The sequence below is a fragment of the Mycobacteroides franklinii genome (assembly GCF_001853795.1).
Lineage (GTDB): Bacteria > Actinomycetota > Actinomycetes > Mycobacteriales > Mycobacteriaceae > Mycobacterium > Mycobacterium franklinii.
Genome location: NZ_MLIK01000004.1, coordinates 381001 through 406601, shown reverse-complemented (window position 1 = coordinate 406601; position 25601 = coordinate 381001). Strand labels below are relative to the sequence as shown.

At 64.1% G+C, this 25601-nt stretch carries 23 protein-coding genes and 1 tRNA gene; 8 read left to right on the top strand and 16 right to left on the bottom strand.

Translation table 11 applies throughout. The annotated features are described in order from the left end of the window. Positions 1-59: 59 nt before the first annotated feature. The 4 genes from BKG76_RS02490 to orn all read right to left on the bottom strand — a co-directional run bounded on the left by BKG76_RS02490 (position 60) and on the right by orn (position 2559). On the bottom strand, positions 60-947 hold the full coding sequence (locus tag BKG76_RS02490; RefSeq protein WP_070935675.1) for a DivIVA domain-containing protein: 888 nt from the start codon (positions 945-947) through the stop codon (positions 60-62). 411 nt (positions 948-1358) lie between these two features. Then, positions 1359-1715, bottom strand: coding sequence for a DUF2834 domain-containing protein (locus BKG76_RS02485; RefSeq protein ID WP_070935673.1), 357 nt, complete (start codon positions 1713-1715; stop codon positions 1359-1361). 94 nt (positions 1716-1809) lie between these two features. Further along, positions 1810-1885: transfer RNA gene (locus BKG76_RS02480), tRNA-His, on the bottom strand. Positions 1886-1932: 47 nt separating this feature from the next. After that, positions 1933-2559 carry an oligoribonuclease gene (gene orn, locus BKG76_RS02475; RefSeq protein ID WP_083337935.1) on the bottom strand — a complete coding sequence of 209 codons (627 nt, stop codon included), beginning with the start codon at positions 2557-2559 and terminating at the stop codon, positions 1933-1935. Between the two features lie 119 nt (positions 2560-2678). Between orn and BKG76_RS02470 the strand changes: the two genes are divergently transcribed. Next, positions 2679-4211, top strand: a complete 1533-nt coding sequence (locus tag BKG76_RS02470) for a helicase HerA-like domain-containing protein (RefSeq protein ID WP_070935671.1) — start codon at positions 2679-2681, stop codon at positions 4209-4211. A 34-nt stretch (positions 4212-4245) separates the two neighbouring features. Here BKG76_RS02470 and BKG76_RS02465 read toward each other — a convergent pair whose 3' ends face one another. Beyond that, complete coding sequence (locus BKG76_RS02465; RefSeq protein ID WP_070935670.1) at positions 4246-5196, bottom strand: AurF N-oxygenase family protein; 951 nt, start codon at positions 5194-5196, stop codon at positions 4246-4248. 79 nt (positions 5197-5275) lie between these two features. On the opposite strand from BKG76_RS02465, the gene BKG76_RS02460 reads away from it, so the two are divergent. Beyond that, positions 5276-6001 carry a TetR/AcrR family transcriptional regulator gene (locus tag BKG76_RS02460; RefSeq protein ID WP_070935668.1) on the top strand — a complete coding sequence of 242 codons (726 nt, stop codon included), beginning with the start codon at positions 5276-5278 and terminating at the stop codon, positions 5999-6001. Here the strand turns inward: BKG76_RS02460 and cmrA are convergent. Further along, a complete protein-coding gene (cmrA, locus tag BKG76_RS02455; RefSeq protein ID WP_070935666.1) occupies positions 5980-6783 on the bottom strand; it encodes a mycolate reductase in 804 nt (267 codons plus the stop codon). The genes BKG76_RS02460 and cmrA overlap by 22 nt on opposite strands. Before the next feature lie 175 nt (positions 6784-6958). On the opposite strand from cmrA, the gene BKG76_RS02450 reads away from it, so the two are divergent. After that, positions 6959-8278: an MFS transporter gene (locus BKG76_RS02450; RefSeq protein WP_070935664.1), complete on the top strand. Its 1320-nt coding sequence runs from the start codon at positions 6959-6961 to the stop codon at positions 8276-8278. On the opposite strand, the gene BKG76_RS02445 is transcribed toward BKG76_RS02450, so the two are convergent. Next, positions 8275-9006, bottom strand: a complete 732-nt coding sequence (locus BKG76_RS02445; RefSeq protein ID WP_070935662.1) for an MmpS family transport accessory protein — start codon at positions 9004-9006, stop codon at positions 8275-8277. The genes BKG76_RS02450 and BKG76_RS02445 overlap by 4 nt on opposite strands. A gap of 134 nt (positions 9007-9140) precedes the next feature. On the opposite strand from BKG76_RS02445, the gene BKG76_RS02440 reads away from it, so the two are divergent. Next, on the top strand, positions 9141-10520 hold the full coding sequence (locus BKG76_RS02440) for a cation:dicarboxylate symporter family transporter (RefSeq protein WP_070935660.1): 1380 nt from the start codon (positions 9141-9143) through the stop codon (positions 10518-10520). A 13-nt stretch (positions 10521-10533) separates the two neighbouring features. Here the strand turns inward: BKG76_RS02440 and BKG76_RS02435 are convergent, their stop codons facing one another. Then, a complete protein-coding gene (locus BKG76_RS02435) occupies positions 10534-12369 on the bottom strand; it encodes an APC family permease (protein ID WP_070935658.1) in 1836 nt (611 codons plus the stop codon). Positions 12370-12526: 157 nt separating this feature from the next. Between BKG76_RS02435 and BKG76_RS02430 the strand changes: the two genes are divergently transcribed. Next, entirely contained in the window at positions 12527-12868 is a 342-nt protein-coding gene (locus BKG76_RS02430) for a DUF732 domain-containing protein (protein ID WP_070936808.1), read from the top strand. A 22-nt stretch (positions 12869-12890) separates the two neighbouring features. On the opposite strand, the gene cysC is transcribed toward BKG76_RS02430, so the two are convergent. The 5 genes from cysC to BKG76_RS02405 form a co-directional block, all read right to left on the bottom strand. Further along, on the bottom strand, positions 12891-14768 hold the full coding sequence (gene cysC, locus BKG76_RS02425; RefSeq protein WP_070935656.1) for an adenylyl-sulfate kinase: 1878 nt from the start codon (positions 14766-14768) through the stop codon (positions 12891-12893). Continuing rightward, positions 14768-15694 carry a sulfate adenylyltransferase subunit CysD gene (gene cysD, locus BKG76_RS02420; RefSeq protein ID WP_070935654.1) on the bottom strand — a complete coding sequence of 309 codons (927 nt, stop codon included), beginning with the start codon at positions 15692-15694 and terminating at the stop codon, positions 14768-14770. Before cysD ends, cysC begins: the two co-directional genes overlap by 1 nt. Beyond that, positions 15691-16494, bottom strand: coding sequence for a trehalose 2-sulfotransferase (gene stf0, locus BKG76_RS02415; RefSeq protein ID WP_070935652.1), 804 nt, complete (start codon positions 16492-16494; stop codon positions 15691-15693). The genes cysD and stf0 overlap by 4 nt, the downstream gene beginning before the upstream one ends. A 76-nt stretch (positions 16495-16570) precedes the next feature. Continuing rightward, positions 16571-17932, bottom strand: coding sequence for a sulfatase family protein (locus tag BKG76_RS02410; RefSeq protein ID WP_070935650.1), 1362 nt, complete (start codon positions 17930-17932; stop codon positions 16571-16573). An 88-nt stretch (positions 17933-18020) separates the two neighbouring features. Then, entirely contained in the window at positions 18021-19220 is a 1200-nt protein-coding gene (locus BKG76_RS02405; RefSeq protein WP_070935648.1) for an AAA family ATPase, read from the bottom strand. 60 nt (positions 19221-19280) lie between these two features. On the opposite strand from BKG76_RS02405, the gene BKG76_RS02400 reads away from it, so the two are divergent. Then, positions 19281-19985, top strand: a complete 705-nt coding sequence (locus tag BKG76_RS02400; protein WP_407937641.1) for a hypothetical protein — start codon at positions 19281-19283, stop codon at positions 19983-19985. Between the two features lie 68 nt (positions 19986-20053). After that, positions 20054-20626: a hypothetical protein gene (locus BKG76_RS02395; RefSeq protein WP_070936807.1), complete on the top strand. Its 573-nt coding sequence runs from the start codon at positions 20054-20056 to the stop codon at positions 20624-20626. 293 nt (positions 20627-20919) lie between these two features. Here the strand turns inward: BKG76_RS02395 and BKG76_RS02390 are convergent, their stop codons facing one another. Continuing rightward, positions 20920-23283: a Tex family protein gene (locus BKG76_RS02390; protein ID WP_070935644.1), complete on the bottom strand. Its 2364-nt coding sequence runs from the start codon at positions 23281-23283 to the stop codon at positions 20920-20922. Between the two features lie 45 nt (positions 23284-23328). On the opposite strand from BKG76_RS02390, the gene BKG76_RS02385 reads away from it, so the two are divergent. Next, entirely contained in the window at positions 23329-24045 is a 717-nt protein-coding gene (locus tag BKG76_RS02385) for a hypothetical protein (RefSeq protein WP_083337886.1), read from the top strand. Between the two features lie 57 nt (positions 24046-24102). Here the strand turns inward: BKG76_RS02385 and BKG76_RS02380 are convergent, their stop codons facing one another. Both BKG76_RS02380 and BKG76_RS02375 read right to left on the bottom strand, forming a co-directional pair. Next, positions 24103-24477 carry a hypothetical protein gene (locus BKG76_RS02380; protein ID WP_070935641.1) on the bottom strand — a complete coding sequence of 125 codons (375 nt, stop codon included), beginning with the start codon at positions 24475-24477 and terminating at the stop codon, positions 24103-24105. A 176-nt stretch (positions 24478-24653) separates the two neighbouring features. Next, positions 24654-25565 carry a hypothetical protein gene (locus tag BKG76_RS02375; RefSeq protein WP_070935639.1) on the bottom strand — a complete coding sequence of 304 codons (912 nt, stop codon included), beginning with the start codon at positions 25563-25565 and terminating at the stop codon, positions 24654-24656. Positions 25566-25601 lie beyond the last annotated feature (36 nt).

Sequence of the window (25601 nt, the reverse complement as noted above, 5' to 3'; positions counted from 1 at the left end):
CCCGCAGACGAAAACGCCCCCGGCGCCTCGAGCGCGCGGGGGCTTTTCGTTCGTGGTACCTACCCCTCGATGACCTTCTGGTCGAGTACCCGCTTGGACGGCACCATGATGATCGACTTGGAGTTGTCGCGATCGCGGTAGGCCGACTCCAGGATCGATGGGATGCTCTCGAGTTTTCCATGCACGCTCATCAGCTGTTCCAGGATCGAGATGCGCTGCTGGCCAACCTCTTCCACGGACCGGCGGGCCTGATCCAGGCGGCGTTCGATCTGCTCGTCGGCCAGGCGCAGGCGACGGTCCGCCTCCTCCTTGGCATCGGCAAGCCGCTTCTCGCACTCGGCCTGGGTACCGCGCCGCTGTTCGTCGACGGCCGACTGAGTCTCGGTGCGCAGCTTGGTCAGTTCTTCGTCCAGCTCCGTCTCGGCCTTCTCGCGCCGCTTGGCCTCCGCGGCCCGCAGGCGTTCGGACTCGCTGACCGCCTGGGCGACAATCTGATTGGCTTCCTCACGGGCCCGCGCCATCACTTCGGTGTATTCGGTCTCCAGTGCGCTCTGCCGGGCCGCCATATCGGCGAGCATTTCCTTGTGCTTGGTGCGCATGGCTTCGGCGTCGGACTTGGCGGCGGCGACCAGGGCGGCGGATTCGGTGCGCGCCTCGCTCTGCATCTCGGAGACCTCGTCGACGGCGATGCGGAGCATCTTGGCCATGCGGTCGGTCATCGCGTGTGCGGAAGGGGAGGTGTCGCTGAGGTTGGACACCTCATCCTTGAGGGAGCCGATCTGCTTGGTGGCGTCCTCGAGCCGGCTCTTGAGCGTCTCGACATCGTTCAGCCCCGACTGGTGCATGATCGTCAGCCGGCTGATGTACTCGTTGACCTCGATCGGGTCGTACCCGTTGCGGGTCCGCGTGAAGTTCCGGGTGGACTCATTGGTGGTGGTCGCGGTCACTTGTACCCCTTGAAAACAGGTAGGGAAGTAGGAGAAGGGCGTTAGCCCGCGAAGAGTATTACACGCGTTACCAGTTCTCGTATAGCGGTGTTGGTAAATAGTGGATCGAGCCGTAACCAGATTGCTCACATCTGACACACCTGGTCACGGCGTCTATTTTCACAAATGCTGCCGGCGCCGATTTATGACAGCATGCCGGCTGCGGATTCGCCACGGCCACAACTGATTGCGGCAAACATTTGCTAGCAATCTTCTTGGGCATCACTGTGGGCGCCGTGTTTTTGTGGCGTGTGATTTGCCGTGGACTCAATTGTGAACGTATTGCCCATGTGCGAGGTTTCCTGAAATCGAACGTGATCGCGCAAGTTCAAGTAGCGATGGTGCTGACTACCCGATCGCGGTACGGGGTATCTAGCTGGTGGCGGCGGTTCGTGCGGCGGCCATATCGCGGACCAGCAGGAAGAACGGCAGGGCCGTGCCCGCGCCGATACCGAAGGTCATCAGCACAGAGGCCACCCACCAGCGCAGGATGCCGAGCCGTCGGGCCTCGGCGAAAGACCAGGCCTGGAATGCGGTGCCCATCAGATAGGTGTCCGAATAGATGAATCGGATGGCGGGCCGCGGCGCCTTGCTTGGTGGCTTGAAGAAGTCCGCGGCCGCCTTCTTCGGCCCGCGCTGGCGGACGTACGGCCACGCGATGGAGTTCTGTACGACGAAGGCGATCAGTGTGGTGGCAAGGAGAAAGGTACGGCTTCTGTCTAACTTCATCTTTCGGGTGTCACGCCTCGGCCGCGGATGTTTGAGGCGATTCAGACTCTGGATACGAAAACGCCGCCTACCGAAGTAGACGGCGTTTCCGCGCTGGGGTGGCTGACGGGACTCGAACCCGCGACAGCCAGGATCACAACCTGGTGCTCTACCAACTGAACTACAGCCACCATTGCCGCGTGAAGCGGCGTGAAAGATCTTAACCGGTGATGGTGCCTTAGGCCGAATCGGTATCCGGCGCGTTGTCCAGGTCCGCCACGATCGCGACAAGGTCACTGGTAGACGGCCCGGGGTCGGGCACGAAGGCCGCGCGACGGTAGTAGCGCAGCTCACGGATCGATTCCTTGATGTCGGCGAGTGCGCGGTGGGCCAGGCCCTTGTCGGGCTGGCCGAAGTAGATCCGCGGGTACCAGCGACGGCACAGCTCCTTGATGGAGCTGACATCGATCATCCGGTAGTGCAGGAAGCCGTCGAGCTCCGGCATATCCCGTGCGATGAATCCACGATCGGTGGCGATGGAGTTTCCGGCAAGGGGAGCGGTCTTGGCCGATGGCACATGCTGACGGATGTAGTCGAGCACCAGCGCCTCGGCCTCCTGGAGGGTGACCACCGACTTACGGACCTCGTTGGTGAGCCCGGACTTGGCATGCATATCGGCCACCACCGGCGGCATCGCGGCCAAGGCGGCGTCATCGGCATGAATGACGACGTCGACGCCCTCGCCGAGGATGTTGAGATCGCCGTCGGTGACAAGGGCGGCTATCTCGATCAGCTTGTCCGAGCCGAGGTCGAGCCCCGTCATCTCGCAGTCGATCCAGACCAGTTCTTCGCGTGGAGCACTCACAGTCTGACCACAGTAGCGGTCGGAGCTGCCGGTGACGCCGAGATGACTCCACGAACGGGGTGTTTCGTGTTTCGTGTGCACAGATGTCATCTCGGCGGTGAGCCGATAGGGTCGTTGCCATGGCCGAGCCGACCACCGCTGGAACCACCCCCGCACAGCAGATCGCCGCTGGATATGCCACCACGGGTCAAGCACTTGAACTGGGGTCTGTCATCGTCGACGGCACCGTCGACCCGGCTGCGCGGATCCGCATTCCGTTAGCGACCCTGAACCGCCACGGGCTGATCGCCGGTGCCACCGGTACGGGCAAGACGAAGACGCTGCAGGTGATCGCCGAGCAGCTCAGCGCCGCCGGAGTTCCCGTCGTCATGGCTGACGTCAAGGGCGACCTTTCGGGCATTTCCAAGCCCGGCGAGGCGAATGACAAGACCGCCGCCCGCGCCAAGGGCACCGGCGACGACTGGGCGCCCTCCGGGTTCCCGGCGGAATTCATGTCGCTCGGGACGACGGGTATCGGAGTTCCGATCCGCGCCACCATCCACAGCTTCGGCCCCATCTTGTTGTCGAAGGTGTTGGGGCTCAACGCCACCCAGGAATCAACGCTGGGCCTGATCTTCCACTGGGCCGATCAGCAGGGGCTGGCGCTGCTGGATCTGAAGGACCTGCGTGCGGTCATCACCTACCTGGCCAGTGACGAGGGCAAGGCGGATCTGAAATCGATCGGTGGAGTGTCCGCGGCGACCGCCGGTGTCATCCTGCGCTCGTTGGTGAATCTGGAAGCCGATGGCGGCGATACGTTCTTCGGGGAGCCCGAGATCCAGCCCGCCGACCTGATGCGCACCGCAGACGGCCGGGGCATCATCACGCTGCTGGAGCTGGGCACCCAGGCCGCGCGCCCGGCGTTGTTCTCCACGTTCCTGATGTGGATTCTGGCCGACCTGTTCACTGTCCTGCCTGAGGTCGGCGATGTCGACAAGCCCAAGCTCGTCTTCATTTTCGACGAGGCGCACCTGTTGTTCACCGACGCATCCAAGGCGTTCTTGGAGCAGGTCGAGCAGACGGTCAAGCTGATCCGTTCCAAGGGTGTCGGTGTCTTCTTCTGCACCCAGTTGCCCACCGATATCCCCAACGACGTGCTCTCGCAGCTTGGTGCGCGCATTCAGCACGCGTTGCGCGCGTTCACACCCGACGATCAGAAGGCGCTTACCAAGACGGTGCGCACCTACCCCAAGACGGGTGTGTACGACCTCGAGAAGGCCCTGACCTCGCTCGGTATCGGTGAGGCGATCGTGACGGTGCTCTCGGAGGTGGGCGCGCCCACCCCGGTGGCGTGGACCCGGCTCCGCGCTCCGCGCTCGCTGATGGGGGCCATCGGCGATGACGCGATCAAGGCCGCGGCCGCGGCGAGCCCCCTGCAATCCAAGTACGGACAGACGGTCGATTCACGATCCGCCTACGAGATCCTGCAAGAGCGGGCGGCGCAGCAGGCCCCGGCCGACCAGACTCCTGCTGACCAGGCTCCGGGGAAGAAGGGCGTCAAGCCCGCACCCGAGAAGCCCAGCTGGTGGCGGCGTCTGCTCAGCAACAGGAGCTTTCAGAGCTTCCTCAGCGCTCTGGGCAAGCAGCTCATACGCAATATGGGTAAGAAGTAAGTCGCGACAGATCGCGCGTAATCGCCGCTGGGACCTAGGCGTCCGCCGTCCGTTTCGACTGTGGCACAAAGCCTTCGGGCAGCATTCGGGAGCGCTGCCAGAGGAACTGCACCAGGCGGCCCTCCAGCATGTTGGCCTCATCCATGACGCGGACGAGGCGCTCGCCGAAGAACCGCAGATTTGCGTGATAGTGCGGATTGCGTAGTGCCGCCCACGTCGCCTTGAGGGGCGGAAGCCCGGCGTCGCGGTACACGGCCGGTTGCACCATAACCAGTGGGATTACCGATGCCCCGGCGGCGACGATTACGCGCTCGACGGCCATTCGGGCGCGGCCCGTTCGTGTGACCGCGCGGTTCAGCGCCGTGCGGGCGTAGCTGATGTGGCGAGCCTCTTCGATGACGTGAATCTTGGCGATCGCACGGGTGCGGGGCTGCAGCGTCTCGTCATTCATGGTCTGGCGCTGCAATCGGTCCAGTATCTCCTCGACCATGAGCATCATCGAGAAGATCGTCGCGGACAACGGTGCGAGCGCGGTGATGCCCACCAATGCCCGGGCGATCTTGGGCGGGTCATAGCTGCGGTCGCTCAGTGTGTTGATCTGGCGGCCGAACATCACCGAGTGGCGACACTCGTCAGCGACTTCGGTCAGAGCGTATTGCGCTGTGGCGCTGCGGGGATCGCTGACCGAGGCCAGTTTGAGCATGGGATGCATCAAGGCGCTCTCGGCGAGAATGCCCCAACTGGCCAGGGCCGATGCCTCCAGGCGTCCGAGTGTGATTTTCTCGTCCTCGGTCATCCGCTCGAACATTTTCGTGCCGAACAGCGAGATGTACTTGTCGGGCACGTAGCGCAGGCCCGGCACGTCGGGGGCGTCCCAATCGACATCCACTTCCGGGTTGTAGGAACGCTCGACCGATGAGCGCAGGAGCCGCACCGCCGCGCGTTCGATGGGTGAGTCGTCGTGATCGATAGGCGTTTGCGACATGACATGCCTCCCACTGCTCAGTCCGCCATTCCGTAGGTAGTACCGAAAAGTACCGGGTACTTCGCGTATCGTCAATGGTATGGCGGAAGGCGGCGATGCGCGGCGCGACCGATGGGCTCAGCACAAGGTTCGGGTGCGCCGAAAATTTGTCTCGGCGGCGGTGGTGGCAATCGAGAGAAACGGCCCGTCGGCGACAGTGGAGGATGTCGTCCGCGCAGCGCACTCCGCTAAACCCAAGCTGTACAGGCACTTCGAAGACCGCAACGACCTTTTCGGCTCGGTGGCGCAGGCCATGATGGGCGCCATCCGGCGGCGACTGACCTCGGCCGTCGACATCGCCATCCCGCCGCGAGAATCCGCGCAGCGCGCCGCGTCCCGCTTCATCGAGCTGGTGCAGCGGTATCCGCAGTCGACCCGATTCCTTTTCGAACATCAGATGGTGAGTGTGCGCGGAAAGTTCGCCCCGGCGCTTCGGCACGATGGGGCCATCGCCGAACTGGCCGCGGCGATGTCATCGTTCCTCGAGCGGGTCAACGTGCATCCCGCCGGTGTCGATCAGCTGGCCGCGGCATTGATTGGTACGGCGGCGACGACGGCGATATGGCAAGCAGCACAGGGTGCCGCACCCGATGAGGCTGTGGGCCAACGGCTTGCCGAGACGTTGTGGGCCTCGGTCGATGTCTTCCTGCGGTCCAAGGGGATCATCGTCGACCCCGATCAAGCGCTTGATCAGGGCAGAGTCGAGACCGCCGGCGCCACGCTACGTGACTTGCGGGGCGAGGGTCAGTCGCCGAGCTTCTTGTAGAAGCTGCCGACGATCGGGGCGACGATGGCACGCGGCGCGTAGCCCGCGGCCACCGACATCGCCTTGGAGGTGATGCCCGGGACGACGCGCATCTTGTTGCGGTCCAGCGCATTCAGTGACACGCGTGCGGTGTATTCGCCGTTGATCCAGAGGAAGTCCGGAACCACCTTGTCGACGATCGAAGCCTCGGCCGGGTCGGGTTCGACGGTGCGCACCGGTCCGGGCGCCAGCAGCGTGACGTGCACACCTGTGCCCTTGAGTTCGCCGCGTAGCGACTCGGAGAAGGTGTTCGCGAATGCCTTGGTGGCTGCGTAGGTGGCGTTGTTGGGGATGGGGGAGTTGCCGGCCGCCGATCCGGAGATCAGGATCCCGCCGGCTCCGCGCTCAAGCATTCCCGGCAGTACCGCCAGTGTAAGGTCATGCACCGCAACAGCATTGAGCTGCACCTGCTTGCGTTCCCCCTCGGGGTCCAGGCCGCGGATCGGCCCGAACGTCGCGGTTCCCGCATTGTTGCACAGGATCGAGATGTTGCGCTCCGAGAGCTCCTTGCACAGCGCATCGCGCGCGCCGGGGTCGGCGAGGTCTACCGCGCGCACCTCGACGATGACACCCGTCTTCTCGGTCAGGCTATTGGCGAGGTCGTTGAGAATCTCGCCGCGACGGGCGGTGATGATGAGGCTGTGTCCGCGGGCGGCAAGCTCTTCGGCGAGCGCCGCTCCGATCCCTTGGGAGGCTCCGGTGACGACGGCGCGGGCTTCGGGACTTGGTGCGGGTATCGGCATGGGGCAATCGTAAAGGGTTTGCGATGAGCGCCTGCGCGAAGAGCGTCACGCGGCGATGAGCGCTTGCGCGAAGAGCATCGGGCGGCGTAAACCGGCCAGGTTACGCTGGTCGGTAATGAGTATCCCTGGGGTCGAAGAGCCTGTGGGGCGTCAAGACCCGGGACCCGGTCGACAATTGGACACCCCCACCTCACGTGGTCGCATCGCCGCGTGGGCGGCATTCGACTGGGGTTCTGCGGCCTTCAACACGGTCATCGTGATGTTCATCTTCACGCCCTACCTGACCGGCCGCGTCGGTGCGGGTATGCCCGACGGCGTGCCGCAGGGCCTGCTGGGCTGGATGATGGGCCTCGGCGGTGTGCTTGTCTTCCTGCTCGCACCGGTGATCGGTGTCTGGGCGGACACCCCGCGGCGTAGGCGTGTTGCGCTGGGCACGCTGACCTCGCTGGTAGTGGTGGTGGCCACCGCGATGAGCATGGTGCGCGAAGACAACCGCTACCTCTGGCTGGGCCTCGGATTGTATTGCGCGGGTTCGGTATTCAACGAGCTGGCCCAGGTTCCCTACAACGCGATGCTGCACGGGCTCACCACACCGGCCAACGCCTCGCGGGTCTCCGGACTGGGGTTGGCGGCCGCCTATATCGGCGGTGTCGTCGTCCTCCTGGTGTGTTACCTGGGCTTCATCTCGGGGGATGGCCCGACCCGCGGCCTCTTTCACATACCCGCCGCCGACGGATACGACGTGCGCGTGTCCGCGCTCCTGGCGGCGGCGTGGTTCGCGGTGTTCGCTTTGCCGCTGGTGCTCACCCGGCCGCTGGCCGATCCCGGGGCCCCGCCGGCCAGCTCGCCCGGGCTGCTCGGGGTGTACCGGGAGCTGTGGCGCGATCTGGTCGAGCAGTGGCATATGGATCGGCGCATCATCTATTTCCTGGCGGCGAGCGCGATCTTCCGTGACGGGATGGTGGCGATGTTCGCGTTGACACCCGTCATCGCCAATGGGGTATTCCACCTGTCCGGAGCAGACATCACGTTGTTCGGGGTGGCCGGGAACGTGATGGCGGCAGTCGGTGCGGTGGTGGGCGGACTGGTCGACACCCGGTTGGGTTCCAAGGGGATCATCATCGGATCGCTGACCGCGATCGTCACCCTCGGGGTCGTGATGATGTGCCTGACGGGTGAATCGGCGTTCTGGGTCTGTGGGCTCGCCATCGCGGCATTCGTCGGGCCACCTCAGTCAGCCGCCCGAACGTTGGTGCTGCGGATGGCGCCGGTTGGTCGGGAGGCCTTCGTATTCGGTCTGTACACCATGACCGGGCGGGCGGTCTCTTTCGTCGGCCCGTGGCTGTTCGCCACATTCGCGTTGCTATTCCACGCCACCAGGGCGGGAATCGCCGGGCCGGTGGTGATGATCGCTCTGGGACTGGTCGCGGTGATGCTCGTCAAGGTTCCCCGCTACGACCCTGTCCTTGGTGAAAACGTCAGCGGGGCAAGCTAGCCCAAGGTACTGCAGGTTGCCATCTTCCCCGAGGTGGCGCTTTTCTGCGCCCCGTTGACCACCAGGGTGCAGGACACGTCGTGCGAGAAGTCGGCGGCGATCACCACGGCGTTCGTCACCTGCTCGGTGTTCAGCTTGACCTCTTTGCGCCAGGGCAGCTTGACGTTGAACTCCATTTGCAGCGATCCGCTGGCATCGAAGTAGGTGACGTTGAGGGCGGGTCCGTGGCCCGCGACCTCGTAGACGACGCTCTCCGTTGCGGCCTGGCTTCGTTGTGTGGGCGGGTTGACCGGGATCGGCGGAATCGTGAAGCTCGGAAGCGGCGGGATGGTCGGCCGGCTGGGCGCTGTCGTCGTCGAGGTCCGGGTGGACGGAGTGGTGACAACGGTCGGGGGCCGCTCGTCTTGGCGCTGAATCAGTACGACCAACGTGATGATCAGCGCGATGATGACCACCAGCGCGCCGATCCCCACGACCCACAGCCAGAAGGTGTTCGATCGGCGTGGCGGTTCGGGATCCTGCGGCGGAGGGCCGTACGACCCGTACCGCTGCGGCAGCACCGCCGTTTGGTTCGGCTGGGCAGCGCCGGAGAGCGCGGGATACTCGAATGCCTGCGACGCGTACGCCGGATCTTCGGGGTAGTCCAACGGCTGGTTGGACTGCGGCCACGAACCGTATGACGTGGTGCCGCTTGCGGCGGCCGCGTCGTCGCGACGGTTGCTGTCCATGGCCGTCAGGGTACCCGTCAAGCTATCAATGCAGGTGAAAGCCGGTCGGCCGTGTTTTCGGTGGTTATCGCCGGATGTGGGTGAATGGCGGGGTTGCGCTGTGATCCCGGTCACGGTACGGCACGATAGGGGTCATGACAGTGACCGAATCCGCGGCTTCCGAGAGCACGCCACCGAAGAAACACAAGGACCGTACGCATTGGCTGTATATCGCGGTCATAGTCGCGGTGGTGCTCGGTGTGATCGTCGGCATGCTGTGGCCGGGATTCGGCAAGTCGGTGGGTGTGCTTGGCGAGATATTCGTCAGCCTCATCAAGATGATGATCAGCCCGGTGATCTTCTGCACGATCGTGCTGGGCATCGGATCGGTGCGCAAGGCCGCCAGCGTGGGCCGCGTCGGTGGGTTGGCGTTCGTGTATTTCCTGGCGATGTCGACCGTTGCGTTGGCGATCGGACTCGTTGTCGGCAACCTGCTCGCGCCCGGTACGGGTTTACATCTTTCCGGCGCGAATCAGGGGGCCGGGGCCAAGTACGCGGACCAGGCTCATGCCGCCGGCGGAACGTGGCATTTCATCAAATCGATTGTGCCGGAGACCATGTTCTCGGCATTGACCTCCGGCAGCGTGCTGCAGACGCTGTTCATCGCGCTCTTGGTTGGCTTCGCGGCGCAGGCGCTGGGATCTACCGGCGAGTCGATAGTGCGCGGTGTCGGGATGCTGCAAAAGCTGGTCTTCAAGGTCCTCATCATGGTGCTTTGGTTGGCGCCCATCGGCGCCTTCGGCGCCATCGCGAATGTGGTGGGCCAGACCGGCTGGGATGCGGTCAAGGAGCTGGGCACCCTGATGCTGGGTTTCTACGTGACATGCGCGATCTTCATTTTCGGGGTGCTGGGGGCACTGCTGTGGGCAGTGTCGCGGGTATCGATCTTCAGGCTGGTGCGCTATCTGGCCCGCGAGTACCTGCTGATCGTCTCGACCTCATCCTCCGAATCGGCACTGCCTCGGCTGATCGCGAAGATGACCCATTTGGGTGTCGACAAGTCGACGGTGGGAATTGTTGTTCCGACCGGGTATTCGTTCAACCTGGACGGGACCGCGATCTACCTGACGATGGCCTCGTTGTTCGTCGCCGACGCCATGGGTGCGCCGCTGTCGGTGGGGCAGCAGATCTCGCTGCTGGCGTTCATGATGATCGCCTCGAAGGGGGCGGCCGGCGTGACCGGTGCCGGAATGGCCACGCTCGCAGGTGGATTGCAGAGCCACCGGCCCGATCTGGTCGATGGGGTCGGCATGATCGTCGGCATCGACCGATTCATGTCCGAGGCGCGGGCGCTGACCAACTTCTCCGGTAACGCGGTGGCCACCCTGCTCATCGCAACGTGGACCAAGACAATGAATCGCGACCGGATCAAGGCAGTGCTGTCTGGTGACGATCCGTTCGATGAATCCACCATGCTCGACGATCACGCCGGTGCCGCGGAGCCCGAGAAGGTGCCCGCTCAGGCGGCCACCTGACGGGCGTGCGGTATTAGTTCATTCGGTACGGGTAGTTGGCGACAATCGCGTCGGTGCGATCAATCAGGTTTGCGGTCAACACGATTCCCGTCTGATTGTGCAGGATCTGGTGCCAGCGGCGCTTGGTCTTGATCTCCGTGATGAGCACCGTCACCTGGCGGCCGTCGCACTGACGTTTCTTCACGTACTCGACCAGCGGGGTGACCAGTGATCTGTGCTTGGTGGGCAGGACGACGAGCTCCAACCCCGGATTCCATTCCTCCCAGCGCTTGGTAATCGCTTCGGCCTTCTGGTCGGTGCGGCTGATGATGACCGGGACTACCTCACCCCCGAGATGTAGCGCAGCCTCCAGGAGCTGGACGGTGCGCTTGTTGATGTCATCGATCGGCACGATCACCAGCGGCGTCTGATCCGGCGGGTTAGGGGTGAGGGCCGGCAATTCGTCCAGGGCCAGTTCGCGTTTCACGCCCTGGTAGTAGTTCTCGGTACGCCCGAACAGCAGAACCAGTGACGGGATGATGATGAGGAGCACCCAGGCGCCCTCGGTGAACTTGCTGACGAAGAACACCACCATCGCGATGGCGGACAGTATCGCGCCGAACCCGTTGAGCGCGGCCTTCCACTGCCAGCCGGTTGTGCGAACGCCAAACCAGTGCTTGACCAATCCGGTTTGGCTGATGGTGAATCCGATGAAGACACCGATCGCGAAGAGTGGCAGCAGCCGGTGGGTGTCGGCATCACTCGCGGCGAGAATGATCGCGGAGAACAGTGCCAGAGCAATGACACCGTAGCGGTAGACCGGCTTCTCGGCCCGCAGTCCGAACAGGTGCGGCATACGGTCGTCCTTGGCCAGCAGACTCATCAGCACGGGCAGTCCGCCGAAACTGGTGTTGGCGGCGAATCCGAGGATCAACGCCACGGTCACGTTGGTGACATAGAACGGCCATCCGGTGCCGAACGCCGCGGCGGACAGCTGCGCCAGAATAGTGACGTCGCCGCGGGGGACCACGTGATGGGCCTTGATGAGGACGCTGAGGCCGATCAACATGAGACCCAACAGGATTCCGAGCGCAACTTCGGTGTTCTGGGCTCGCTTGATGGCGGGGGTCTTGAACGCGGGGACGCCGTTGGCGATCGCTTCCACACCGGTCAAGGAGGAGCAGCCTGCCGCGAAGGCCTTCAGAACCAGGATGATTCCCAGCGCGCTCACCGGCTCGACAGGGCCGAGATCCTTGCCGATGACGGCCACCGGTGTCGAGTGCATCAGGCCAAAGACGATCACCGCGATGATGCAGACGATGAACAGGAACGTCGGCAGCATCAGTACCTTGGCCGACTCGCTGATCCCGATCAGGTTGATCACCGTCAGGATCGCCAGGCCTATCAACGTGATGGACAACAGATGCGGCGCCAGCGAGGGAAAGGCGCTCGCCAGGCTCGCCGCGCCCGCGGCAAGGCTCACCGCGACGGTCAACACGTAATCGACGACCAAGCTCGCTGCCGCCACCAGACTGGCGCCGCGGCCGAGATCCTTCTTGGCGACGGCGTACGAGCCGCCGCCCTCGGGGTGTACGGCGATCACCTGGCGGTAGGAGAACACCAGCACGATCAACAGCACAGTGATGGCGATGGCCACCGGGAGCGTGAAGGAGATGGCGCCGACACCGCCGGCGATCAAGGCCAGCACGATGGCTTCGGGGCCATAGGCGACCGAGGAGAGCGCGTCGAGGGAGAGCGCCGCGAGCCCGCCTACGGCGGTCAGTTTGTGCGCGTCGTCCTTGAGGACCCGGCGCAGCCGGGGGTCGGCTACGCGCTGCGGTCTGGGCTTGGTGGGAGGGGCTGAAACCACCGGGGGAAAATAGGCAGAGACATGGCCGTTTTCGTGGTTCTTTACGCAATCTTGAGGCCCCGAATATGGCAGCGCCTGGGAGTGGGACAGTGGTGTCAATCACGATGACATCGGCGAACCTATGTCCAATCAGGTCAACGGATGTAGACTCACCCGCATGAAGGGACTCAGTCTTACTGCGATGATCGCGATGGGTGCGGGTGCTGCGGCGATCGCCATGGCCTCCCCGGCACACGCCGACGATGTCAGCTTCAACGAGACGTTGCACTCCTACGGCATCTACGCGCCGCCGGACAAGACTGCTTATCTCGGCAAGATCACTTGCCACCGGTTGGACACCGGCCTGGACAAGGACGCCTACCAGTCCACCGATTTCCTGGCCAAGAACCTTGACCGGAAGAGCTCCACCGAGCAGAAGTGGCAGTTCCTGTCCGCGTCCATCGACGAGTACTGCCCGGAGCAGCGTCCCGTTCTGGAACGCGCAGCCAACCGCACCTAAGCCGGTTCGTTCTTAACCGCGCTCAGCGAGCGCGGTTAAGAACGTCGAGTACCTGAGCCACCAGCTCGTCGATATCGGCCCCGGTGGTGTCCAGGATGAGTTCCGGGTTCTCCGGGGCTTCATAGGGTGCCTCGACACCCGTCAAACCCTTCAACTCACCCGCGCGGGCCCGCGCATACAGACCCTTGGGGTCTCGTTTCTCGCATTCGGCCAGCGGTGTGGCGATATACACCTCGATGAACGGCAGCTTCGCCGCGGCATTGATGCTGCGTGCGGTCTCGCGGTCGGAGCGCAGCGGCGATACCAGTGATGCCAGGGCCACCACTCCGGCGTCGGCGAACAGCCGCGTCAGGTGCGACACCCGGCGGATGTTCTCGGCCCGGTCACCGGGAGAGAATCCGAGGTCATCGGAGAGTCCATGACGCAGGTTGTCACCGTCGAGTAGATACGCGACCTGCCCGGATTCCACCAGCGCGCGTTCCACCGCCACCGCAATGGTCGACTTGCCCGATGCCGGTAGGCCGGTGAACCAGATGATCGCTCCGCGTTGCGTAGTGCTGTCCCAACGGTATTCGCGGTCCAGCGCCGACGGATGCCAGCGGATGTCGGTACGCGAGTGCGTCTCCGGTTTGATCTCGCGCGCCTCGATAATGGTTCCGGCGCCGACGGTGTCGTTGGAAGCCTCGTCGATCAGAATGAACGCGCCGCTATCTCGGCTATCGGCGTAGGAGTCGGCCACCACGACAGAACTGGTGCGCAAGGTGACCGCGCCGATGTCGTTGAGCGCCAACTCGACCGGTCCGTCGAGCTCGTCGAGTGTCTCCGGATCCAGGCGAGTATGCAGCGCCTGAACGGTGGCGCGCACTGTCCGGGTGCCCTGCTTGAGCGCCAACCGATCGCCCGCGCGCAGCGGGCCGTTGGTGAACCAGCAGACCGTCGCATCCAGCTCGCGGGCCAGCACGGGTAACACCGCGTCTTCGGCACCGCTCACCAAGACATCGCCGCGACCCACATCGATGTCGTCGGCCAATTCGATGGAAACCGACAGCGGAGCCACACCGGTGGAGCGGTTTTCGTCCAGGGTGTCGACCACCGTCACCGTTGATCGGGTGCCCGAGGGCAGGTTCACCACCTGATCTCCGACGCTGAGCGTGCCCGCGGCCAGCCGGCCGGTGTATCGGCGACGCTGTTCGGCTGTGGGGCGCGAGACCCACTGCACGGGCAGGCGCAGCTTCGCGGCCTCGGGCTGCGGGGGCGAAAGCTCGATGCCTTCAAGGTATTCGAGCAAGGTTGGTCCCGAGTACCAGGGTGTGTTCTCGGAACGGTGCACCACGTTGTCGCCGTGCTTGGCGGCGAGGGGAATGACGGTGATGTCCACCTTGCCGAGCCTGTCGGCCAGTAGATGCAGCTCGCGATCGACCTCCGCGAACCGCTGTGCATCGAAGTCGACCAGGTCAATCTTGTTCACCGCGGCCACGAAGTGCTTGATACCCAACACCTTTGCGATGCGGGCGTGGCGACGGGTTTGACGCAGTACTCCGGCGCGCGCGTCGACCAGCAGGATCGCGACATGAGCGTTGGAGGCGCCGGTGAACATGTTGCGTGTGTAACGCTCGTGGCCGGGGGTGTCGGCCAGGATGTAGCTACGGCTTTCGGTGGAGAAGAAGCGGTAGGCCACGTCGATCGTGATGCCCTGTTCGCGTTCGGCGCGTAGGCCATCGGAAAGCGCGGCGAGGTCGGCGTTTCCCTCGTCATCGGTGACGGCTTCCAGGTGGTCGACCGGCAGGCTGTCGGTGTCGTGCAGCAGCCGCCCGATGAGCGTGCTCTTGCCGTCGTCCACGGAACCGGCAGTGGCGATGCGCAGTAGTTGGCGGGTATCCACCGCGGTGTGGGTGCTCATCAGAAGTAGCCCTCTCGTTTCCGGTCTTCCATGGCGGCCACGGACGTGCGGTCGTCGGCACGGGTCTCACCGCGCTCGGACACGGTGGCCGCGGAGATCTCCGCGATCACCCCTTCGATCTCGGTGGCCTGGGAACGCACGGCACCGGTGATGGTCATGTCGCCGACAGTGCGGTAACGCACCCATTCGGTCGCGGCTGTCTCGTCCGCGGTCGGGGTGGTGTACTCGGAGGTGGCCAGCAGAATCCCGTCACGCTCGAAGACCTCACGCTGGTGCGCGTAATAGATCGACGGCAGCTCAAGGTCTTCCAGCTGGATGTAGCGCCAGATATCCAGTTCGGTCCAGTTGCTCAGCGGGAACACGCGGACCTGCTCACCCTTGCGGATGCGCCCGTTGTACAGCGACCACGGTTCGGGCCGTTGGGCCCGAGGATCCCACTGCCCGAACTCATCCCGGAAGCTCAGGATGCGCTCTTTGGCTCGTGCACGTTCCTCGTCGCGTCGTGCGCCACCGAATGCCGCGTCGAAACCGCCGGCCTCCAACGCATCCAAGAGGGTGCGGGTCTGCTGACGGTTGCGCGACGCACCCGGGCCCGGGTCGGCAACCCGCCCGGCGTCGATGGTTTCCTGCACCGAGGCGACGATCAGTTTGTGGTCGTGTCCGGTGGTGCGACGGTCACGGAATTCGATGACCTCGGGGAAGTTGTGTCCGGTGTCGACGTGCAGAACCGGGAACGGCAGTGGCGCCGGACGGAAGGCCTTCTCCGCCAGCCTCAGCAGCACGATCGAGTCCTTGCCTGCCGAGAACAGCAGCACAGGGCGTTGCAGCTCGGCGGCCACCTCGCGGATGATGTGTACCGCTTCGGCCTCTAACAGCCGAAGCTCGTTGACCTGCAATAAATCTGGTGTCGTCGCGGTATCGCTCATACCGGCAACCCCTCTCGTTCCGCGTCGATCCGGTATCGGTCCACCCAGTCGTCGGACCGCTGATCTGCTTGTCGTTCCAGCACCGGTGGCGGCGCCAGCCGGGGGTCTTGGCCGAGTGCCTCCAGTACGGTGCCGACCACCTCGGTCAGGTTGCGCCACAGGTACGGGTACGAGACATCGATCGGTTGGATGTTCTCCTCGGCGAACCAGCGGCGCCATCCCGCTTCCTGCGCCTGCAGCATCGTGATGACGTGCGCGATGGCGCCGGCGTGGTATTCGGCACGGGCGTCACGCACCGGGTCGGGGCGTCCGCGCCATACCCGGGTCTGCACCGCGCGCCAGAACGAAACCGCCTGGGACACAACGTCCGGACGGTACACGTGCACCAATACTGGATCGCTGCCGACGACATCGCGTATCGCGGCGAGCAGACCGTCACCGGAACGATCGGGAAGTCCCTCAGCGCGGTTCAGCAGCAGCGGGGTCTGGTTCCACATGAGCTTGCCGCCCCAGATTCCGTTCGGGGTGCGTCCAACGGTTCGGATGTAATCGCGCCAGATGGTGGGCGGTGCCAGGTCGGGCTTGCCTTCGTCCAGCGGATCGAGCAGGCGCAGGATCGACTCGTCCTGTGTGTCGGCGAACCATTCGCGCGGTTGCGGGGACATGCTCGTGGTCGGCAGGTACTGGAAGAACTCCTGCGGTTCACCGGCCACGCCGGTCGCGCGCAGGGATTCGACCAGCAGGGTGCTGCCGCTGCGCTGGGACGCGAGCACCAGATATGCGGTGGGATGGTCGGACATGCGCAGTAGCCTAACGGTAATTGTTTTGCATTCGAATAATTGGGTTCGCCATGAATTGCAATCACATCGAACAAAACTATTGTTCGATACCGCGTTCGTCCGCAATGGCGGAACGGTTAGCTCCCGGTCTGCCGTGGATGCGTAGGAATGTCTCGGTGTACCGAGCGGAAATGCGTGTGCCCGCAAAATCGGAGGGGATCACGTCGAAGGTCTGCTCGCGCCAGTCGTTCAGGCGCAGCGACAGATCGTTGGCGATGGCTTCGGACTGCTCGTTGGCGTCGAGTCCGAGCAGGTTATGTGCCTCTTCGGGGTCGGCCTGGAGGTCGTAGAGCTCACGGTGTGGCCGAGGGCCGGTGATGTGGGTGGCGACCGCGCGGCCCGGTGGGCTGTCGGCAATGTCCCACGGAAGATCCAGAACGGGCCGAGGTGCGTAATTCTCGATATAGCTGTAATTCTTTGTTCGAATAGCCCGAATAGGGTCGAAGGAATCGTGATAAGTCTTGGTGGTAAATACCTCGGAACGGACCTCTTCGGGTTCACCCGATGGTTTATTGATATTGCCGGCGTGGGAAATGCCCTGAACCTCTTCGGGAATGTCGACACCGAGTAGTTCCAAAAGGGTGGGCAGCAGATCGACCCCGCTGAAGAGCTCGTCGTACCGACGCGGCTCAGTGGAGCGGCCGCGCGGGGGGCGCACGATCAACGAGATGCCGGTGCCGGCGTCGTACAGGGTGGACTTGGCCCGTGGCAATGCCGGGCCGTGGTCGGTCATGAAGACCACCCAGGTGTTCTGGTCCAATCCTGTCTCGGTCAATACCTCGAGCAGTTCACCGACTTTGGCGTCGGCCACCGTGATGGAGCCGTAGAACTCGGCAAGATCATCGCGCACCTCAGGGGTGTCGGGCAGATAGTCGGGGACATTCACCGTCTCGGCATCGGAGGGTTCATAGCGTTCCGGGGGAAAGGGGCGGTGCGTCTCGAAAAATCCAGCGGTGAGCAGAAACGGGGCAGTGGGAGAATTGCGCAACCAGCGGGTCGCATGTTCCACCACGTATTCGCAATACGAGTTGGAGACGTCGTACTCGTCGAATCCCAGCTTCGCCGGATAGGCCGATTCATGCTGCATTCCGAACAGTGCTGTGTGCCAGCCCGATCCGGACAAAATGTGCGGGAGCGTGCGCACCCCGGCGCGGTATTCCCAGCCGTGATGTGCCAGACCGATAAGGCCATTGCTCTGCGGATATCGCCCGGTGAAAAGGGAACCGCGCGACGGCGAACACAGCGGCGCGGTGGCGTGTGCGCGGGTGAACAGGATGCCTTCGGCGGCAAGCTGGTCCAGATGTGGGCTGGACACATCGGGGTGCCCGTAGACGCCCAGGTAGCGACCGAGGTCATGCCAATGGACGATCAGAACATTGTCCCGTGACGCTTCGGCCACTGTGCTCCCTTCCCGAGGTTCAACGCTTCAGAGAACAGTGTGCCTTGCGTTTCTGGCAATCCTTCGGCTCACGACGAACGGCTACTGCTCAGCGTGATCCCCAATGCCAGGGCGGTGCCTTGAGCGGCTCGAGTCCCACGATCTGGGTCTCGCCCCAATCTTTGATGAGCTCAAGCCGTACCGCCGTCCCCACGTCGTCGAATCGGTCTTGCTCGCCGGCGAGGACGTCGCGCAATGGGCGGGCGGCAAGGTGATCCACTAGAGCGTTCGCGTGGGTGATCACCACCACCTGAGTTTTGGCGGCCGCGGCCCGAATGAGCGTTGCGAGCGGAGCGATGAGATCGGGGTGCAAGGAGGTCTCGGGTTCGTTGAGCACCATCAGCGATGGCGGCTCGGGACTGAGCAGCGCAGCGGCCCACAGCAGGAAGCGCAGGGTGCCATCGGACAATTCCGCCGCACGCAGCGGGCGCAGCATGCCGGGCTGCTGCACCTGAAGATCGAACATCCCCTCACTGACGGTCACCGCGACCGACGCGCCATCAAAGGCTGCGGCGACGGCCTTGTCCAAGGTGTCGCTGCGCGTCTCGATGATGGTCTGGATGGCTGCCGCCAAATCGCTGCCGTCATTCGATAACACCGTTGTCCGCGTGCCGATCTGAGGTTGACGTGCCGGTGCGAGCGCGTCGACGCGAAATCCGTCGTAGAACCTCCAGCCGCGGAGCGTGTCCCTGACACCACCCAGCTCCGGGAATTTGCCGGGGAATTCGGAGAGCACGCTGCGATACGTCGGTAGCGAGCGGCTGAATCCCTCGAATCCGCGCCCCGAATCCGAGCGAGCTTCTACCACCGGGCGAGTTCTTCGCACCAGGGTCGCGCTGGGGCGAAGGGACCGTCCGGCAAAGACGATCTCACGCTTGATCTCCGGATCGCGCCCGAACGCGGATTCGCTGGGTATCGGCAGGCCGAGATCGACGAGATAGCCGAAATCAGTTGATGCATAACCTAACTCAATTGACACTGGGCGAGTGCGCATGGTGGGCTGGACGGCTCCGGTGCGGCGCGCGCCTTTGAGGTTCTCTGGCCCGGCCCACATGGCCGATTGCAGGCCGCCCTGCCGTGCCAGTGAGCCGATGATCTCGCCGCGGCCGCAATCGGCCAGTAGCTGCAAGGCTCGGTAGAGCGATGACTTTCCGGTGCCGTTGGCGCCGGTGACGACCGTCAGTTGGGCAAGTGGCAGTACAAGATCGCGCAGCGATCGGTATCCCCGAACGGCGACGGTTGTCAACACGCGGCCAGGTTAGCCGGGGGTGCCGACAAGTGGCGATACGCTGCGACTGTGTTCCGGGTGATGCTGATGGCGACTGCGGTACTGCTGTGTGTCACGGGAGTTTCGGCATGCCGGACGGGCGCCGATTCTCTTGCGCAGTGCCGGAACGTCTTCAGCCAAATGGATGCGAAGAATTGTCAGCTCACCTCAGCCGATTCGGTAGGGCTCCGATTCGAGAAATGGGTGGCTGGCACGTCCGCTCAGATTCGCATCTTCACCCGAAGCGGGATCATGGTGCAAACGGTCAGCTCGAAGATCGAGGGTTCCGCCGAGTCAGGTGTCATGCTCCTGCGAGATCTGGACGGCGACGGCCGCGACGAGTTGCTCCTTTCACTGGACACCGGTGGTGCGCACCCGAATTCGCAGTGGGCGTTGTGGCGCACGACCGGCGATTCCACGCAGTTCCGCGCGGTTCGTACCGGGATGCCGGACGACATCATGCATCGCGAGGGAGCGTTGTTCGGCAGCTCCTTCTGGCAGGTGGGGGATGGACTCGTCGCGGAGTACGGGACGGGTCCCACGCGCAGCTGGCTGACGCGGATCTACACATTCGAGGGGAGTCAGTTGGTTCCTATCGTGTCGGTTCAGAACGATGGATTTCGGTTGGACGGCAGCATGAGTCGGTGTCGGTTGGAGAAGGTGTACGACCTTGCGCGCATCGGTCTCACGGCAGACGAGGCACGGGATCGTTTCTGCGCCGCCACCGAAGAGCGTCAACGGCGTTAGATCACCCGGTTCTGTGCCTCGAAAGTGTTCGGTGTTCGGTACCATCACCCGGCATGGGGCTCGAGGGGATGCGCAAGTTAGCCATTGCGGCGGCAGTGGCGACCATCAACCTGATCGGACCACTTTGTTCCGCGGCGCCGGCGATCGCGGCTCCCGAGTTCCCGGACATCGACTCACTGCCCATGGCCTCGATCAAATATCCCGCGGGCTTCGACCCGACCGACGGGAAACAGTGGCCAATCGAGAACATCTTCTCGCCCGCCGACGGGGTGTACTGCCGGTTGCGTCTGCAGGCGTGGGGGACCTTCCAAATGCCACCCGCGGATGTCGCCTGCGCGGGTGAGCTGCCTGGAATGCCGAACGGCGAGAACATCGCCCGCATTGACATCGGCACCTCAGGCGCCCCGCAGGCAAGATTCCTCAAGGGATCTAACTCCTTGGGGGACCTCAAAACATACCCGCACTTTTCTGCCGGGAAACAATTGCAAGTGTTTCTCAATGTTCGGAGCATTCTGATGTCGTGCGGCAGCGGCAATGGGGAGGACTTCATCTTCGCCTGCCATGCCTGGAAAAGCCTTGGCGAGGCCGATTTCCCTCCGCACGGCTTTGTGCTGGCCGCTTCGGGCAGCTGGGTGTTCTGAGGGGCGGATGAAGCGCAAGATCGCTTCTGCACCGCCACGAGAGCATCGAGGGCGGTAGATGATCGAGCTGACTGCGATGCACCGATTCACTATCACCGGGCATGGGAAGGCTGTGATCGTGGATGGGGCGCAACTTGGCGATCGGACAATTTGCGAAGGGGAACATGCACTGATTGATGGCACCGAGGTCGTGATTTGGTACATCGACGGTGCTCCACGAATTCTCGATATCGAGCCAGGTGTGATCCCCGTAGGCCTCATGATCCGCAAGCCCGGCGAGATCCCCCGAGCTCCTACCGTCCAAACCCCGCGTTGCGCAACGCGTCCGCCATCGAACCCGTCGGGCGGGCTTCTTCTCGCTGGCGGGAATTCTTGTCGCGGTTGGGGTTCCGCCGCCCCTGATTCTTGTCATCGCGGTTCTTGTCGTCGCGACGGGGAGCGCCGACACGCTCGGAGCGCTTGCCTTGCTGCGGGTCATCGTTGAGGCGCAGGGTCAGCCCGATGCGCTGACGGGGGATGTCCACTTCGGTGACCTTGACCCGGACCACCTGACCGGACTTGACCACCTCATGGGGATCGGACACGTACCGGTCCGACATCGCCGAGACGTGCACGAGGCCGTCCTGATGCACGCCGACGTCAACAAACGCGCCGAAGGCAGCCACGTTCGTCACGACGCCCTCCAACACCATGCCGACCTTCAGATCCGACACCTTCTCGACGCCGGCGGCGAACGTAGCCGTGGTGAACGCCGGTCGCGGGTCGCGTCCCGGCTTCTCCAGCTCGCCGAGGATGTCTGTGACGGTGGGAATTCCGAACCGGTCGTCGGCGAAGTCGGCGGGCTTGAGCGACCGCAGCGACCGCTCGTTGCCGATCAGCTCGGCCAGGGTCACCCCCGAGCGGTCCAGGATCTTGCGCACCACCGGATACGACTCGGGGTGGACCCCGGACGCGTCGAGGGGGTCGTCGCCTCCCTGGATCCGCAGGAATCCGGCGCATTGTTCAAAGGCCTTGGGGCCCAACCGGGGAACCTCCAGTAGCCCCTTGCGGCTACGGAACGCGCCCGCCTTCTCGCGGTGCGCGACGATCGATTCCGCCAAGGACTCGGTGACCCCGGAAACACGCGCGAGCAGCGGTACCGAGGCCGTATTCAGATCGACGCCGACAGCGTTCACCGCGTCTTCGACGACCGCGTTGAGGCTGCGGGCGAGCGTGCCGGGGGTGACGTCGTGCTGGTACTGGCCGACGCCGATCGACTTGGGCTCGATCTTGACCAACTCGGCCAACGGATCCTGCAGTCGTCGTGCGATCGACACCGCGCCGCGCAATGTCACATCGAGGCCGGGAAGTTCGTGTGCGGCGTAGGCGGAAGCCGAGTACACCGACGCGCCGGCTTCACTCACCATCGCCTTGGTGGGCGCCTTCACGCCTGCGGCCTTGATATCGGCGATGAGTTCTGCTGCCAGCGCATCGGTTTCACGCGACGCGGTTCCGTTGCCGACCGCGATCAGCTCGACATTGTGACGGGCGACGAACGCCGCGAGGGTGGCCTTGGCCTCGTCCCACTTCTTCTGCGGCTGGTGTGGGTACACCGCGCAGGTGTCCACCACCTTGCCGGTGCTGTCCACGACCGCCACCTTGACGCCGGTGCGGAAGCCAGGGTCAAGGCCCAGGGTGGCGCGCGTGCCCGCGGGCGCGGCCAGGAGCAGATCCTTGAGATTGCGGGCGAAGACCCCGACAGCGTCTTCCTCGGCGCGCTGGCGCAGCTTGAGCCTCGCGTCGACGGAGGCGGAGAACATGAGTTTGGCGCGCCAGGCGACCCGGACGGTACCGGCCAGCCACGGCGTCGCCGGGGTCTTGGCGGTCAGATTCACCCCGAGCGACTGCGCGACCATTGCCTCATAGGGTGCGTCGTCGCCGCCGTCGAAGTTCAGCGACAGGACCTGTTCCTTCTCGCCCCGCATGACCGCGAGCACCCGGTGCGAGGGCATGCTCTCCAGGGATTCGGAGAATTCGAAGTAGTCGCGGTATTTCTGTGCCGCTTCGGTTTTCGCTGCGTCCTCGGACCATGGGGCCGTGCGCAGGGCGCCATCCGCCCAGAACTTGGTGCGGGTGGCACCGACGAGCTCGGCATCCTCGGCCGCGCGCTCGATCAGGATGTGGCGGGCACCGTCCAGGGCGGCGTTGGCGTCGGCGACGTCTTCGGTGAGGAACTCGGTGGCCACCTCATCGGGCACCAGGCTCGGGTCCGCCAGCAGCCTGTCCGCCAGCGGCTCCAGGCCGGCTTCGCGGGCGATCTGCGCCTTGGTGCGCCGCTTGGGCTTGTAGGGCAGGTAGATGTCCTCGACACGTGCCTTGGTGTCGGCCGAGAGCAGCGCGGCCTTCAAGTCGTCGGTGAGCTTGCCCTGTTCCTCGATGGAGGACAGCACCGCGGCGCGTCGTTCGTCGAGTTCCCGCAGGTAACGCAGCCGCTCTTCGAGGCTGCGCAGCTGCCCGTCGTCCAGGCTGCCGGTGACCTCCTTGCGGTAACGCGCGATGAACGGGACCGTGGCACCCTCGTCGAGCAGCCGCACAGCCGCCGCGACCTGGGCCTCGGCGACTTCCAGTTCAGCAGCGAGGCGGGCATTTACAGATTTCACGGTCACGCTCTGAGTCACGCCGAGGGACCCTACCCAATGTTGGGGACAAGCTACGCTCACCGGGTGCGTGTCTGGAGCGTGTTGGCCCTGATCTTGCTGGTTGCGGGATGCGCACCACACCGGCAGCAGACGCCCTCAACCTCGTCCTCGGCGACGTCCACCAGCTCTTCGTCGACGGCGTTGACAACGACTTCGACAACCACCTCGAGGACCACGACAACAACGTCGCGTGCCCCCGCGCCGGGGCCGCGGGCGTCTGTGGAGTCGGTGACCCGGTGGATCGAGGCGGGCGATCCCGTCGCTGCCGAGAAATTCCGCACCGTCGATCAAGACGGCACGCCAGGTCAGCTGCCGGAAGGCGACGTGGCTTTCCGCGCGCCCGGTGAGCTCGGTCCCCGCACGGTTGGCGGATGCATCACGGAGATGAAGTACCAGGAGCCGTTGTCGTGTCTGCCGGGGCTTCGCAACGCGCCGCGCCGTCCGCCCGATCTGCCGGGCCAATGGATCGGGGGCTGGGTGAGCTTCGACGGTGCCACTGTCACGATCGGTAGTCGCCACGGTGACCCCGGGCCGTTCATCGCCGGCGTAGGGCTGCCGCTTGAGTACGGCAAGCGCCTGAAATTCGGTGACTACCAATGCAGATCGGACCAGAAGGGTCTGTATTGCGTGAACTATCCGCACCACTCGGCCATCAGGATGAGTGACGAGCTTGAGGTGTTCGGGTGCACGAAGCGCGCGACACCGCCGCGCGGTATTGGAGTGCAGTACGACTGTGGGTGAAACCCCTGCCGTCCTGTTCCCAGGTTGTCGACCCGGGAACAGGACAGCCGGACGGACTTACTTCTTGGCCCAGCGATCCTTGCCGTCGTCGCCCTTGGTGCAGGTCAGGACGGTGCCGTCGCTGGCCTTGCCGGTCTTACCCTCGAGATCCTTGGCGCAGAACTTCCCGGCACTCGCCTTGTCGGCACCGGCAGAATCGGTGGACGCGGTCCAGCGGTCCTTGCCGTCGTCGCCCTTGGTGCAGGTCAGCACGGAGCCGTCGCTGGCCTTGCCCGTCTTGTCTTCCATGTCCTTAGAACAGAACTTGCCTGCGCTCGGGGTGGCGGTACTCGGCGCCGGGCTGGGGGTGCTGGGATCCGCGATCGCAGTCGGTGCGTAGCAACCGAACATCATGGCCGCGCTCACTGCCGCAACAGTCGCCAATCTTTTCATCACACTGTCCTTTGGTCGTTGACTTATCGGTGAGTCGAACGCCGACAACCTACCCGGCAAACGGGGCGTATCGGTTGCCAATCGCATGAACATCGGTGCGTGGATTTCGGCAATGTCGACACGTGTGAGCTGTTCGGCCGAAACGGCCTGGTCAGTAGTTGCCAGCTACTTCGCAGCTAGTCCTCAGGCTTGGTGTCGTCGTGGCTCAGGAGGACCGCGGAAAAGCGGTACAGGGCGAGTAGTGAGATGAATCCGAACATGAAGAGGATGACGCTGCCGACGGACTCGTTGACCGGGTTGAGGAACAAGCCGAACGCATACGCGCCGATGACCACGATGGGTGCGGCATCAACCCAGCTGAGCGGACGTTGTTCGGACAGTGTGAGCGCGTCCTTGCCGAGGAGCGGCAGGAGCACGAACGAGATGATGAGGGTGATCAGGAAGCCCCAGATTGCCCACCCGATGGGTAGGGCCGGATCGCCGAAGAACGAGTCCTCCGCTGCCAGCGCCTTGGATTTCCCGACCCATTCGTAGATACCGAACTTTGTGCAAAAACCGTTGGCTAAGAAGGCGATCCAGGCATGCAGCATGCCGTACAACACGCAGTGCCACACGACCTGCCACGGTCGCAGGGTGCGCGGGTTCACCACGATCTTGCCGTCGAGTATCACGTTGATGATCACGTAGATCGGCCACAGCAAGGCGACCATTCCGACGGGGACGAGCAGGGGAACGCTGCCGATATGTGGGCCCATCATCGGTATGTCGCCGTAGCGCAGATCTCCCCACACAAACCCGCCGAAACTGATGTTCGCCTGCTCGAACGCCCACTCGACGATGGATGCGATGACGAAGTAGGCCGACGCGAGCTTGACGCCCAGATGTTTGAGCATATGGCCGAATACCGCCACCACCAGTGCCAGCGAGGTGATCGTCTGTGCGATCACGGGCAGTCCGGCGCCGCCGGTGGAAATGCCCGACCAGAGTGTCATGACCACCCACACCACGCAGGCGATGCCAAGAGCCATATCCATCGGGCTGGCCCGTCGCGCTTCGTTTTTCGTGTGGTTCTCGGTGTCCGCGCTCATCTGTCGCAGTCCTTCCCGCCGTGAGGTTCGCCGTCG